The 13,979-nt window shown below is 66.9% G+C and carries 13 protein-coding genes; 1 reads left to right on the forward strand and 12 read right to left on the reverse strand.

The features are described from left to right. Positions 1-65: 65 nt before the first annotated feature. From mnhG to JVX90_RS00585, 6 genes are read right to left on the reverse strand one after another with little or no spacing between them, the layout of a single operon-like run. Positions 66-392, reverse strand: a complete 327-nt coding sequence (gene mnhG, locus JVX90_RS00560; RefSeq protein ID WP_205330569.1) for a monovalent cation/H(+) antiporter subunit G — start codon at positions 390-392, stop codon at positions 66-68. Further along, positions 389-649 (reverse strand): monovalent cation/H+ antiporter complex subunit F, encoded by a 261-nt coding sequence (locus JVX90_RS00565; protein WP_008379615.1) that lies wholly within the window; start codon positions 647-649, stop codon positions 389-391. The genes mnhG and JVX90_RS00565 overlap by 4 nt, the downstream gene beginning before the upstream one ends. Then, the gene (locus JVX90_RS00570) at positions 646-1,461 is read right to left on the reverse strand and encodes a Na+/H+ antiporter subunit E (RefSeq protein ID WP_205330570.1); all 816 of its coding nucleotides are present in this window, start codon (positions 1,459-1,461) and stop codon (positions 646-648) included. Before JVX90_RS00570 ends, JVX90_RS00565 begins: the two co-directional genes overlap by 4 nt. Continuing rightward, positions 1,458-3,080 (reverse strand): Na+/H+ antiporter subunit D, encoded by a 1,623-nt coding sequence (locus tag JVX90_RS00575; RefSeq protein ID WP_205330571.1) that lies wholly within the window; start codon positions 3,078-3,080, stop codon positions 1,458-1,460. Before JVX90_RS00575 ends, JVX90_RS00570 begins: the two co-directional genes overlap by 4 nt. After that, complete coding sequence (locus JVX90_RS00580) at positions 3,077-3,742, reverse strand: Na(+)/H(+) antiporter subunit C (RefSeq protein WP_205330572.1); 666 nt, start codon at positions 3,740-3,742, stop codon at positions 3,077-3,079. The genes JVX90_RS00575 and JVX90_RS00580 overlap by 4 nt, the downstream gene beginning before the upstream one ends. Continuing rightward, positions 3,739-6,618, reverse strand: a complete 2,880-nt coding sequence (locus JVX90_RS00585) for a Na+/H+ antiporter subunit A (RefSeq protein WP_205330573.1) — start codon at positions 6,616-6,618, stop codon at positions 3,739-3,741. The genes JVX90_RS00580 and JVX90_RS00585 overlap by 4 nt, the downstream gene beginning before the upstream one ends. 80 nt (positions 6,619-6,698) lie before the next feature. On the opposite strand from JVX90_RS00585, the gene JVX90_RS00590 reads away from it, so the two are divergent. Next, positions 6,699-7,121, forward strand: coding sequence for a hypothetical protein (locus tag JVX90_RS00590; protein ID WP_205330574.1), 423 nt, complete (start codon positions 6,699-6,701; stop codon positions 7,119-7,121). Positions 7,122-7,491: 370 nt separating this feature from the next. Here the strand turns inward: JVX90_RS00590 and JVX90_RS00595 are convergent, their stop codons facing one another. The 6 genes from JVX90_RS00595 to JVX90_RS00620 all read right to left on the reverse strand — a co-directional run bounded on the left by JVX90_RS00595 (position 7,492) and on the right by JVX90_RS00620 (position 13,892). Beyond that, positions 7,492-8,415: a type IV toxin-antitoxin system AbiEi family antitoxin domain-containing protein gene (locus tag JVX90_RS00595; RefSeq protein ID WP_205330575.1), complete on the reverse strand. Its 924-nt coding sequence runs from the start codon at positions 8,413-8,415 to the stop codon at positions 7,492-7,494. 439 nt (positions 8,416-8,854) lie between these two features. Beyond that, positions 8,855-9,295: a hypothetical protein gene (locus JVX90_RS00600; RefSeq protein ID WP_205330576.1), complete on the reverse strand. Its 441-nt coding sequence runs from the start codon at positions 9,293-9,295 to the stop codon at positions 8,855-8,857. Between the two features lie 109 nt (positions 9,296-9,404). Further along, positions 9,405-11,612: an AAA family ATPase gene (locus tag JVX90_RS00605; RefSeq protein ID WP_205330577.1), complete on the reverse strand. Its 2,208-nt coding sequence runs from the start codon at positions 11,610-11,612 to the stop codon at positions 9,405-9,407. 3 nt (positions 11,613-11,615) lie between these two features. After that, positions 11,616-12,644, reverse strand: a complete 1,029-nt coding sequence (locus JVX90_RS00610; RefSeq protein ID WP_240193986.1) for a phosphatidylcholine/phosphatidylserine synthase — start codon at positions 12,642-12,644, stop codon at positions 11,616-11,618. Then, positions 12,644-13,351 carry a phosphatidylserine decarboxylase gene (locus JVX90_RS00615; RefSeq protein WP_205330578.1) on the reverse strand — a complete coding sequence of 236 codons (708 nt, stop codon included), beginning with the start codon at positions 13,349-13,351 and terminating at the stop codon, positions 12,644-12,646. The genes JVX90_RS00610 and JVX90_RS00615 overlap by 1 nt, the downstream gene beginning before the upstream one ends. Before the next feature lie 79 nt (positions 13,352-13,430). After that, positions 13,431-13,892 (reverse strand): SRPBCC family protein, encoded by a 462-nt coding sequence (locus JVX90_RS00620; RefSeq protein WP_205330579.1) that lies wholly within the window; start codon positions 13,890-13,892, stop codon positions 13,431-13,433. Positions 13,893-13,979 lie beyond the last annotated feature (87 nt).

A 13,979-nucleotide genomic window follows, 5' to 3' on the forward strand; every position in this document is an offset into this window, starting at 1 on the left:
GATGCCTTTCGACTCGCTCCGCTCGCTCAAGGAGCAGTGAGGACCTGAGGGGAGCAGCGTAGGGACTACTTGGCGCCGCGAAGCTGCGACTCGTCGAGGAGGTGCTCGTCGATACGCTGTTCGCGGTACACGAGGCGTCCGACGCGTTGAGCAATCACCGGGGCCGTGAGCAGCGTGAACAGTCCGGTCAGGATCAACATCCCGCTGTCCGGGTGGCCGCGCAGTTGGATGAGGGTGCCGATGAGCACGAGGATCATGCCGAACGTCTGCGGTTTGGTCGCGGCGTGCATGCGGCTCAGCGTGTCGGGGAACCGCGCGATGCCGATCGCCGCAGTCAGCGCCACAAGCGACCCGAACAGAATGAACACTGCGGAGAGGATGTCGCGGATCATTCGTCGTCCCTTCTGCGAAAGCGGGCCACCGCGATCGAACCGATGAAGCTCACCAGACTGAGCACAACGATGCCCGCAGCGATGGTGGTGTCACCGGTGGCCGCGACCCACACCGCGAGTCCGGAGATCAGAATCGCGACGATCGCGTCGACACCCACCAGGCGATCGAGGGTGGTCGGGCCGCGCAGCGTCCGATACGTGGTCAGGACGACTGAGATCAGCAGCATCGTCGCGGCGACTCCCCAGACGTATGTCACTCGTCGTCCTTCCGTCGACGCCGCCTGCCGAGCGACGGCCTGCCGCGTTCGGCTTCCTCGGCGACACGTTGGCGGTCGCTGAACGGGACGTGGTGGTAGTCGTCGTCGATGCCGTGGAACGGGCTCGGATGCCATTCGGAGTCGCGCTCGAACGCCTTGATGAACTGGCGTTCCACATACGAGGTCTGCTTGAAGAACGCGTCGATGTACTTCTGCTTACTGACGTCGAAGATGTGGACATACAGCATGCGGCGAAGGTGATCGATCTCGACGACCATCGTTCCCGGCACCAGGTTGATGTAGTTGACGGCAAGAGTCAGGACCAGGTCGGACTTGATGGCGACGTGCACGCGCACCACCGCGCCGAGCGGCGGCGGGCCCGGTTTGACGGCGGCCCACGCGACCTGGGCACTCGACTGCACGAAGTTCACCACCAGCGACAGCAGCAGACGGATCGCCGCCAGCGGGTGCAACCGCCCTTCCACAGGCACTCGGGGGAGCGGGAGCACGGTCATCACGACCAACCCGAACACCAACCCGACGATGATGTTGCCCCAGGTGATGTCGCCCCAGAGGAGAACCCAGACGAACGCCAGCCAGAACAGGCTCCACAGTCGCACCGCGAACTCACGGAGGTCGCCGCCCGCCCACACCGGGAACTTCAGGTGTGCGGAGAGCCACACGTACAGCTTCACGATCGGCCAGGCGAACCACAGCAGCGCCGAACGCCACAGTCGCCCGAAGAACGACGGGATAGCCCTCTTGCCGCGCGGCTTCGCATGCGGTCGGTCGGGGAACGGTGTGTTGCTCACGGCGCGCCCTCCCCACTGGATCCGCCCAGCACCGCGCCGATGTAGTCGGCGCGGTCGAGCACGGCGTGCGCGGCGCTGCCGGTGAACTCGAAGATCGGACCGGCCCAGACAGTCAAGGCGATGCCGCACGCGACCATGGCCGCGGTCGGGACGACCATCGTCACCGGCATGCGACCCACGTCCTCACGATCGTGGATCAACACGTCGGTGCCTTCTTCGACAAGTGCCGACGGAGTGCTTGCCGCCATGTCGCCCTCGGGGGCGTCGGCGCGCGCACGCCAGAATCCCTTCGTCCAGATGCGGGCCATCACGTACAGCGTCAGCAGGCTGGTGATCACCGATCCGGCGATCAGGACCCACGACAAGACCGAGCCCTGCGCGGCACCGGCCTGCAGCAGTGCGACCTTGCCGAGGAAACCCGAGAACGGGGGGATGCCGCCGAGGTTGAGAGCGGGGATCAGGAACAGCACCGCGAGCAGCGGGCTTGCGATGAGTCCACCGAGACGACGCAGGGACGACGACCCCGCCTGCCGTTCGATCAACCCCACCACGAGGAACAGGGTCGTCTGCACGAGGATGTGGTGCGCGACGTAGTAGATGGCGGCCGACGTCGACTCCACAGATCCGACGGCGATGCCGAAGATCATGTAGCCGATGTGGCTGACCAGCGTGAACGACAGGAGACGTTTGATGTCTGCCTGGGCGATCGCACCGAATATGCCCACGAGCATCGTCAGGAGGCCCGCGATCATCAGTACGGTGTCCATCGTGCCGCCTGGGAACAGCAACGAGTGCGCCCGGATGATCGCGTACACACCGACCTTGGTCAGCAAGCCTGCGAACACTGCGGTGACCGGAGCGGGCGCCGTCGGGTAGGAGTCGGGCAGCCACGTAGACAACGGGAACACGGCGGCCTTGATCCCGAAGGCCACCAACAGCACGGCGTAGAGCGCGTTGCGGGTGCCGTCAGGTACGTCGTCCAACCGAACTGCCATCTCGGCCAGGTTCAGAGTGCCGGTGGTCGTGTACGCGAAGGCGATGCCTGCGAGGAAGATCAACGACGACACCATCGACACCATTACGTATGACGCGCCCGCCCGGACGCGTTCGGCGCTGGCGCCCAGGGTGAGGAGCACAAACGATGCGGCGAGCAGGACCTCGAACGAGACGTACAGGTTGAACAGGTCGCCCGCGAGGAAGGCGTTGCAGACACCTGCCGTGAGGATCAGGTAAGTCGGAAGGAAGATCGACACCGGCTGCTCGGTCGTGCCGTCCCGGATGCCCTGTCCGATGGCGTAGACCACGACGCACAGGAGAACAGTCGTCGACACGACAAGCATCAGCGCGGCGAGACGATCCACGACGAGCGTGATTCCGAGCGGCGAGTCGCCCCCGTCGCGTCCGCCCCATCCACCGATGTTGACCGCGAACGTGCCGTGCACGCTGGTCAGATACAGCATCATCGCCGACGCGACGAGTGCGATCGTGATGGCGCCGACGGTCACCGGGCGCTGGACGTTCGGACTGCGACCCCTCAGCAGCGTCAGCGCCGCGCCGAGCATCGGGGCGAGGGTCGGGAGGATGATGAGTACACCGATCCACGAGGCCTGCGGGGTCATCGATCACCCCCGCCGCTGGTCTCGTCGTCGAGATCCTCGGGCATGTCGTCGCCGTCCTCGACGAGGTGTGCGATCAACACCGCGTCTTCCGGCATGAGATCGGTCTCGATGACGCCGAGGTGCACCTTCTCGAACTCCTCCGCGGTCAGCGGGTTGCCGTGATCGTCGAAGAAGTCGCCTGCGACGGTGTCAGCGCCGGTGAGCGGGTCGTCGGAGCGGTCGCGGTCGGGGAAGGTCTGGAGTGTGCTGGTCGCGATCTTCACGTCTTCCGGGTCGTCCTGGACGTCGTCGTCGCTCACCGCGCCCTCGGTGGACGTCGGTTCCACGTCGGGGGCCGCAGCCTCGGGGCCGCGGCGGTTGATGACGAACAGACGGTAGGTCAGAGCCAGCACGAATGCGGCGACCCCCATGGTGATGACGATGGCGGTCAGCACCATGCCCTGCGCCAGGGGATCGGCGTCGGCGGTCTGTCCGGCCGACGAGCGTCCGCGGATCGGCGGGTTTCCGGGCGGACCGGACAGGGTGACGATCAGCAGGTTGATGCCGTTGCCGACGAGCATGAGGCCGAACAGCATGCGGATCAGGCTGCGTTCCATCAGCAGGTATACGCCGCAGGCGGCGAGGACGCCCGCGATGACGAGAAGTCCGAGGTTCACGCTCACTTAACTGCCTCCGACGGCTCGGGGGCGGGGGCGTCTTCCGGTGTCTCCAGGCGCGCGCCGAGGCTGCGGAGCACGTCGAGCACCAGCCCGACGACGATCAGGTAGATACCGAGGTCGAAGAACAGTGCGGTGACGATGTGGACGCTTCCGAACACCGGCAGTTCGAGGTCGATGACCGCGGAGGACAACGCGGGCGCCCCGAGGAACAGCGAGGTGACAGCGGTCGTCGCCGAGACCAGCAGGCCTGCGCCGAGGATGGTTCCGGCTTCGACGGGCAGTGCTTCGCCGAGTTCGTAGCGCCCGCCTGCGAGGTAGCGGAGGACCAACGCGAGGCCCATGACGAGTCCGCCCGCGAATCCGCCTCCTGGAGCATTGTGGCCTGCGAAGAACAGGTAGATCGACAGGATCACCAGGGTCGGGAACACCACTCGGGTGGTCGCTTCGAGGACCATCGTCCGGTGGCGCGGATCGCGGAGCTCACTGCCGCGGAGCCACGTGGTGCGGTCGGATACGACGTCGTCGTCGATCAGACCCGCCTGGAGTCGGGCCGCGTCGGTGATGCGGGGAACGGCGCCGAAACGGCGGCTCCGGAACACCATCGACGCGACACCTGTGGCTGCGACGATCAGTACGGAGACCTCGCCGAGGGTGTCCCACGCGCGGATGTCGACGAGCAGGACGTTCACGGTGTTGGAGCCGTGGCCGAACGTGTACGCGGCATCACCGAGACGGAGTTGGAGCGGTTCGGTGGAGCGCGCGGCGGCGGCGAACAACCCGATCATCACGAGCATCGCGCCGAACGCGAGACCGATCAGAGCGCGTCCGGGCTTGAACCCGGTGGTGTGGCGGGACGCGGGTTCGGACGGGAGCTTGCGCAGCACCAGCACGAACACGACGAGCGTGACGCTCTCCACCAGGAACTGGGTGAGCGCGAGGTCGGGCGCGCCGTACATCGCGAAGAGCGCGCCGCAGCCGTAACCGGTGAGACCGACCACGAGGGTCGCCGCGAGACGGTTGCGTAGGACCGTCACGGAGATCGCGGCCGCCGTCATCAGGACGCCGACCACGGCCTGCTCGACGTTGTCGAATCCGCGGACCTGCAACGCGTCACGATTGCCGAGGGCCAAAGCGATGACGGGCAACAGGACCGCGGTCGAGAGGATCACGGCTTGGGTCAGGGGAAGGGAACCGCGCTGCGTGTACTTCGTCACGAAGAGCGACAGGGTGTCCGCGCCGCGGAGGGTGGCGTCGTACACGCGGTCGGCGTTCAACGGCGGCGGGTTCTTGAACACCTTGCGGCGCCGCTTCCGCAAGAACAGGAACAGCGACGTCCCGCAGACGACAACGATGATCGAGAAGACGATCGGCAGACCGAACCCGTGCCACATCGCGAGGTGCTCGAGTTCGTGACCGTAGTCGGGCAGTGTCTTCGCGTACGGGACGAACTGCTCGCCGATCCAGCCTGCGGCGAACCCTGCGGCGACACCGGCGGCGGCCAGGATCGCAGGCGGCGCGAGGAACGCGGCATTCGGCGGGTGCAGAGCGGCCACCGGCCTGGTCGGGAACGTGCGTACCTTGCGGCCGAACGCGCCCCACAGGAAGCGCGTCGTGTACGCGAAGGTGATGATCGAACCGATGAGCAGCGTGATGTCGACCGTGTAGGCAGCCCACGTGTCGAGTGCGTCGGTGTTCCAGACGGCGCCGAACGCCGTCTCCTTGCCGACGAAGCCGAACGTGAACGGAAGTCCAGCCATGCTCGCGCCTGCGACGGCCGCGATGGCGGCGAGCGCCGGGAGACGATGCCCGAGGCGGGCGAGGAGTCGGATGTCACGAGTGCCGGTGGAGTGGTCGATGATGCCGACGACCATGAACAGGCACGCTTTGAACAGTGCGTGCGCGATCACCATCGAGAGCCCCGCCATGGCCACTCCGGCGTCGCCGATCCCGACGAGGACCATGATGAAGCCGAGCTGCGACACCGTTCCGAACGCGAGGATCAGCTTGAGGTCGCGCTCGCGGAGTGACCGCCAGCCGCCGAGCAACATGGTGAGCGCGCCGAGGCCGATCACCAGCACCTGCCAGCTCAGTCGGTCGGAGAACGCCGGTGCGAGACGAGCGACGAGGTAGATGCCCGCCTTCACCATCGCGGCCGCGTGCAGATACGCGCTGACTGGAGTGGGAGCGGCCATGGCGCCGGGCAGCCAGAAGTGGAACGGCACGATCGCCGATTTCGAGATCGCGCCGATCAGGATCAAGACCACGGCGACATCGACGAACACTCCGCCTGCCGGCGGGTTCGCGATGAGGTCGGACAGCAGGTAGCTGCCGGTGCGTTCGCCGAGCATGATGATGCCGACGAGCATCGCGAGGCCGCCGAAGGTCGTCACCAGCAGTGCCTGCGTCGCTGCGCGACGCGACGTGGCGCGGACCATGTTGAAGCCGACGAGCATGAACGACAGGACCGTCGTCGCTTCCCAGAACACGTACAGGACCAGTGTGTTGTCGCTGACCACGAGCCCGAACATGGCGGCCGCGAAGGCGACGATCTCACCACCGAACGTCTCGACGCGCCGTCGCATGGTGTCGAAGTAGTTTGCGCAGTACACCAGGACGAGCGACCCGACGCCGAGGATGAGCACCGAGAGAATCGCCGACAGCGTGTCGAAGCGGACGTCGATGTCCATCTGCAGCGACGGCACCCATGTCAGGGTTTCGGTGCGGGGTTGTGCATTCGCTTCGGGCCAGTTCGCCATCACCCAGACGAGGGCCGCCGCGGGCATCAGAGCCAGGACGTAGAACCCTCGGGTTCCGCACAATTTCATGATCGGTGGTGAAACGAGCGCGCCTATTGCCAGCGCGATCATCACTGCGATCAAGGGGCCACTCCGTCGGTCAATGGGGGCGGGCGGGGTGTCGGAACTCTGGTTCTGCTGTGCCCTACTCTACCGTTTCGACCATGACCGTCTTGTTCCGAGTATGTGCTGCGCTTCTCGCCGTCGTCGCAGGCGTCGCAGTTCTGACCGCTTGTGGGAGCGACGACACCACGTCAGACCGTGCCGGTGTGGAGCTGCCTACGGATTTCCCGTCGGGCGACGTCCCCCTCGTCGAAGGCGCACTTCTGGCCGCGAGCGGTAAGCACGGGACCTGGAGTGTCACGGTCCAGGCCGGTGCTGCGGACGGTAACGCGCTCGTCAACGCCACTAAGAAGCTCACCGACGACGGCTTCGTCGAGTCGAGTCGGACCGGCGACGCCGCGAACCAGACCGTCACGCTTTCGCGCGCTGTCGACGGCGGCACGATCTGGGTGAACGTGGGCATCTCCGCCGACGCGTCATCCGGCCCGTCGACTGTCTTCTACCAAGTCGCCAAGACGAAGTAACTGTTCGCGGCTGTCGTTTGCGAACGCTGCCTTCGTCGACATAGAACGATGCTTCGTCGACAAACGCGGCCTCTGTGAAGGCCGCGTTTGCCAATGAGGGTCGCGGCGAGCGGCTTTTGCCGGCGGTCGGGCTCGATCCCTTCGGGATCGACTGAAAGATGCGTTGACCAGATGCCATCGGGACAAGGAGCGCTCAGCCTGCCACCTCAGCTGTCCCCAGCATCTTGGAACCGAAGCCCACCACCGCACACCTCACCGCGGAAACGCTCTCGCGACCCTCACTGACAAGCGCGGCCTTCAGGAAGGCCGCGTTTGTCGGTGAAGCGTCGTTCTGTGTCGACGAAGGCAGCGTTCGTCGTCTAAAGCCGCGCTAGAGGTCGATCCCGAGGCGGGAGTAGTGAGCTCGGACGATGGACGTGACGCGCTGTGCGGTGAGGTCGGGCCAGGTCCACCGTGCGACGTCGAGGCCGAGGTCGCGGAGTTCGTCTTCGCGGATCTTCTCTCGGATCACGACGTCTTCCGGATCCTCGCCGTCGCACATGTCTCTGCGGTATTTGACGAGACCGTCGAACTCGGCGACGAAGATGTCTCGTACCCCGAAGTCGCAGCGGGCGGTCCGACCCGATCGGAGCCGGTACTCGACTTGAAGATCGGGGAGGTGGAGATCGTCTTCGATCATCTGCGCGCGGCTCCACGATTCGCCTGGCGACTCGGAACGTCCGTCTGCGAAGCTCAGCGCGCGCCGGGCCAGAGACACGCCCCTGCGCGGAGTGGAGAAGTCGCGTTGCAAGCCGTCGTCGGTGAGGCCGTTGGCTAGTCCACAGTCGAGGACGGTCAGGGACTGCGCGAAGCGGGACGATGCGAGCGCGATGTCGACGACTGTCCGCTCGAGGCTGGTGACCAGCACGCCGTCGATCTCCACGACGTCGTCGTCGGAGAGGGCCCCCGGATGCACGATTCTCCGCGGCCGCGTGTATCCACCTCCCGAGCGTCCGTTTGTCAGATGGACGTGAACGGTGTCGGGGTAGAGGAGCTCAAGTCCGTGGACGGCAGCCGCGGAATCATGGCTCAGTACCAGCCGTCCCGGTCCAGTCGCAGCGGCGATGCATCGTTTCCGGTACAGCAGTGCGGCCGGTCTGGTGCTACCCGAGAGCGTGCTGCCCGGTAGATACTGCCCGCGTCCGACGACCTGTAACTCACCTGACCTGACGGCCTCGGTGACCCGGCGTTCCGGGAGCCCGGCATCCAACGCAGCTGCCCGACTGACGATTCCGTACCTGTTCACCGGCCACATGCCCGTAGTGAACTACGTGAACACGAAAAACACACCCACGTTGTCCACAGGTTCGTCGCTCTGTGCGTCCCGCGGACTTCGGAGACGAACGCTGCCTTCCGCGACGTAGATCGACGCTTCGTCAGCAAACGCGGCCCTTGTGAAGGCCGCGTCTGTCAGTGAAGGTCGCGGCGAGCGGTTTCCGCTGCTCGTTCGGGCTTCGATCCCTTCGGGATCTGGTCAAAAGAAGCTTTGACCAGATGCCAGCGGGACAGGGAGCGCTCAACCGGCCACCTCCGCTGTCTCCAGCATCTTTGAACCGAACCCAAGACCAACGCCGAACAGGTACGGAAAAGCTCTCGCGACCCCCACCGACAAACGCGGCCTTCAGCAAGGCCGCGTTTGTCGACGAAGCGTCGATCTGTGTCGACGAAGGCAGCGTTCGTCGTCGAAGCCCGCGTTAGGCGGATGGGGTGGGAGTGGAGGGGGTTGCGGGGGCGGTGGACTCGTCGGGTGAGCCCTCCTGCGGCCGCATCCGGAAGTTGGGGACCTCGCCCTGGCCAGGGAACTGCTGGAGGCCGGGGAACTGGCCTTGCTGATCCGATCGATCCTCGAACCGCATCACCTCGATCCGGCCGTGACGGCGATCGGAGTCGTTTCCGGAGTGGTCGCCGACGAGGAAACCCGCGCCGAACGACAGCCCGACGACCGCGATGGCGCCGACCACAGACCCGGCGATCAGGAACCTCCGCTGAACCGGGACCACGACCGGCTCCTTCGACGCCGCCGGCGGTGTGGGGGAGACGGCCGGTTCAGGGTGCGGGCTGGGCTCGGTCGGGGCGGCCGTGGCGTCGAGTTCGGCAGTCGGGGTGTCGGGTGTCTGGTCCTGGGGATCGCTCATGGATGATTCCTTCGTGTCGTGCGGCACGACTGCCGCTGTCGACTACAAGAGAACCCGTGCAACCTGGCAGGAAGCTGGAGACTCCATGCCAGTGCGCTGGAAGCTCGGACTAGCTGCGACGACGCTCGGCGTACGCCTCGAGCTCGGCTACCTGATCGGGATCGAGGGACGGGCGGACGGCGGTGCGCGCAACGTCGAGATCGGCGGAGGTGACCGTCGCGGCGTTGATGTCGCGACGCATCGCGGCCAGTGCCGCTTCGCGCAGGAGCGCGGAGCAGTCGGCTGCGGAGTATCCGTCCAAATCGACGGCGAGGGCGTCGAGGTCGATCCCGGCGAGCGGGACATTGCGCGACGACGCGCGCAGGATGTCGGCGCGTGCCTCGGCGTCCGGCGGCGGGACGAACACGAGCCGCTCGAGACGGCCGGGACGCAACAGCGCTGGATCGATGAGGTCGGGCCGATTCGTCGCGCCGAGGACCACCACGTCCGACAGCGGTTCGACGCCGTCCAACTCGGTCAGCAGCGCGGCGACCACTCGGTCGGCCACTCCAGAGTCGGTGGAACCGCCACGACGGGGTGCGAGAGCATCGACCTCGTCGAGGAAGATCAACGACGGTGCCGACTCTCGCGCCCTGGTGAAGAGGTCTCGGACCGCACGCTCGGACGCGCCGACCCACTTGTCGAGCAGCTCCGCGCCCTTGACGGTGTGAACCGACAGTCGCCCCGACGCGGCGAGTGCCCGAACGACAAACGTCTTACCGCAGCCGGGCGGGCCGTACAGCAGGACGCCGCGCGGCGGGTCGACACCCAATCGGGTGAAGGTGTCCGGGTGCTGGAGCGGCCACAGGACAGCTTCGGTGAGGGCCTGCCGGGTCTCCACCATGTCGCCGACGTCGTCGAGCGTGATCGAACCGAGCGCCACGTCGGGCGACTCCAGCCGCGACGCGGGACGGACGACGGTCAGCGCGTCGGCGAGATCAGAGGTCCGCAACGCAGGTGCTTCGGCGGTCTCGGCGGCACGCGCTGCTGCCCGCAGCGCGGCGTCGCGCACCACGGCGGCGAGGTCGGCGGCGACGAATCCCGGAGTGTGTGCGGCGATGTCGTCGAAGTCGAGTTCACCGTCGACTGGCACGCCTCGCAGGATCGCTGCCAGTAGTTTTGCCCGTAGGGGAGCGTCGGGGAGGCCGATGGTCAACGACCGGTCGCACAGGTCGGGCTCGCGTAGCCGCGGATCGGCCTTCGTGGCATCGGCGGTCGTCGCGACCAGCGCCACAGTGCCGCTCCCGAGCGCGGATCTGAGGTCGTCAAGGATCAATGTCGACACCGGATCGGCGTCCACCGGAAGCAGCGCGTCGACGTCGGTGATCAACAGAACGCCAGGACCCTGGGCACGCAACCGCGCCACCGCCGATGCGACCGCGGTGCGACGGCTCTCGGCGATGAGCGCACCCGTCGTGGGTCCGTCGATCTCGACGAACGGTCGATCGGCGCTCACCGACCGCACGACGGTCGCCTTGCCGACACCCGACGGGCCGGTCACCAGCACACCGAGACGCGGCTGCGCCCCGAGGGCGGCCAGGATGTCGGGGGAGTCGAGAGTCACCGACAGCCAGTCCGTCAGCCTGGCCACCTGGGTGTCGACGCCCACGAGTTCGGACGTCGCGCGCGGCCGGTGCTCGGGTGCGGGCGTACGGCGATCCGGTGCTTCGACAGGCGCCGGACCGGCAGCGGGAGGAGCGACGGGTGCGGGGAGCATCGACGGGTGTGCCCAGATCACGGCGGTGGTGGTCTGCACGCTGACCGGGCCCGCGGGCTCGGTCGCGGTGACGGTCAGCAGTTCGTTGGTCCATGTGATGCCGAGAGTGCGGGCCATCGACTGAGTGGCTTCACTTGCTGCGAGATCGGGGCCGAGGTCGCGGGGGAGGAGCGACACGGCGTCGCCGACCGACACGACCTTGCCGAGCAGCGCACGGCGCAGGGCCGCGTCCGACACCGCGGACACTGCCGCCGACGATCCGCTCACCGTCACCTTCGACGCGCCGTAGACGGTCACCGGTCCGACGACGACCTGGGAGTTCTCGCGGACACCGAGATTGGAGAACGTGATGTCGTCGAGCAGAAGCGTGCCGGGAGGCACGTCGTCCGACGCCCGGGCCACCACCGAGGCGACAGTCCGTGCGCCGGTGAGGCTGATCGCGTCCCACTCCCGCAACGACAGCGCGGCCAGCACCTCCGGGTGGACGCGGACGAGTCCACGACGCGAGTCGGCGGCCGAGGTGTTCAGGCGTGCGGTGAGTGCGAGCGACGGTCCCGGCACGTCTCAGTCCTCGATGACGTCGTCGGCATGGCGTTCGGTCCGCGGAGTGGGACGCCGCAGACCCAGTCGTGCAGACGTGCGAGGGGCCACCCGTCGACGACGGACACCGTTGCCGCCCGCGGCACGACGCTCGTCGCGTCGCTGGAGGCGACGGTCACGCGCGGGGACCTCCCAGTGCTCGGGCCTGGCCGCGACCAACCGCTGCATCCGCCACGCGAACGGCATGTGCGCGAGGTATGCGAGAACACCGATCACCATCAGCAGGTAAGGGAACGTCATCAGCAGTGCTGCGGCCGCAGCGACCACGATCAGCAACCCGGCGAGCGCACTCGGGCGTACTCGGGCCGTCTTGAACGACAGCGTCGGCACGCGGCTCACCGCTAGCAGCGCGACGAACACCATCCACGATCCGACCGCGGCCGTCGACGTCCACCAGCCCGACCCGAAGTGCTGCATCATGCCGACCGGAAGCAACGCCATCACGGCCGCCGCGGGAGCGGGCACGCCGACGAAGAACTCCTTCGTGTACGCCGGGGCGTCATCGTCGTCGAGCAGGGTGTTGAACCGTGCCAACCGTAGAACGATCGCCGCGCAGTAGATGAGGACCAGGATCCAGCCGACGTCCTTGCCCATGGAGTCGGCGTCGCGCAGGACCGCGGAGTAGACGATCAGTGCGGGCGCCACACCGAAGTTGATGGCGTCCGCGAGGGAGTCGATCTCGGCGCCGATCTTGGTGGTCGCGTCCATCATGCGTGCGACACGGCCGTCGAGGCCGTCGAGCACTGCGGCGATCACCAGGAGTCCGAGCGCGAGGTCGATCTTGCCTTCGTCGGCGAAACGAACAGCGCTCAGACCTGCGCAGACAGCAAGAATCGTGAGTGCGGACGGCAGGAACATCCGGCCGTCCCGCAACGAATGGCGACGCTCGCGGTCGCTGCGTCGCCGCGTCTGACCGGCGACACGGGCACGGCGACGCGGTGCGCCGTCACGACGGCGCCGGCCCAGGCGTGGGCGGGTCGGTCCGTCGGCCATCAGCTCAGGTCCGCGAAGACTGTCTCGGCGCCGACAGCACGCTGTCCGACGGAGACCTTCGGGACCGTGCCCGCAGGCAGGAAGACGTCGACGCGTGAGCCGAAGCGGATGAGCCCGTACGTGTCGCCGAGAACGAGGTCGTGTCCGACCTCGGCGTCGTTGACGATGCGGCGGGCGATCAAACCGGCGATCTGCACAACACCGACCTGCGGCCCCTCGGGAGTCTCGATGGTCATCGACGTGCGCTCGTTCGCCGTGCTCGCTTCGGGTAGATCGGCCGACAGGAACTCGCCGGGCTTGTGGACCACCGACAGGACTCGACCGGCGATCGGGACGCGTTGTACGTGGACGTCGAACACCGACAGGAACGTGCAGATACGCGGCAGCGGCTGATCACCGAGACCGAGCTCAGGATGGGGGACCATCTCGTCGACGATCGCGATGGTGCCGTCAGCGGGTGCCACCACCAGCCCCGCGCCCTTCGGGGGGACCCGGGACGGGTGGCGGAAGAACAGCGCCGACGCACCGGCGAGCGCCATCGCCGGGCGTGAGATCCACGGCTTGCTGCGGCCCAGGACCGCGACAGCGGCAGGTGCCGCGACGAACGGGATGCCGCGCGGATGGATCGGCGGAACAGTCTGATTGAACAGGTCGATCAGGTGTCCGACGCCGGTGCGTGCGTCGGGACCCTTGGGGCGTCGTGCCACCGGAGATTCCTCCTCGGTCGGGCTCCGGCGGAACTGCTGACCGGGAGCGGATTCATTGCCCCCGAGTCTAGGCCAGAGCTCAGACGCTTTCCGCGGCGCGCTTGATCTTGCCGAGAGTCTCGCGGATGCCTTCGCGGAGCTCGTCCTCGAAGGAGTCGTTGCCGCCGAACACCTTGTCGACGAGGAACGCCGACAGTGCAGTGGTCTTGCCGCCTTCGGCGACACGCGACTCGGTGACGCGAGAGCCGGTCTCGGTTGCGTCGATCTTGTACGACCAGACGGTGTGGTTCTCGGAGATGCGGAAGGCGATCTCGCGGTCCTTGTCGAAGGTGACGATCTTCGCGTTGGTCGGCCACACGAGCGGCCCGCGGCGGTTCACGTTGAGCGTGCGGGCACCCTTCTTGACCTCACCGCCGAACACGATCATCTTCTTGCACTGCGGGCTCCACTCGCCCATGCGCGGAAGGTCGCTGATCACAGACCAGACGGCCTCGGGCGTTGCGTTGACGTCGATCGAGTCTTCGATGATGGGTTCAGCCATGGTCGTCACCCTAAACCAGTTGCTGTGACTTTCGGTAGCGTGATCCACATCTCGTAGTACCAACACGTATTCCGCCCCTTCCGGAGC

It is taken from the genome of Gordonia sp. PDNC005 (assembly GCF_016919385.1).
Classification (GTDB): domain Bacteria; phylum Actinomycetota; class Actinomycetes; order Mycobacteriales; family Mycobacteriaceae; genus Gordonia.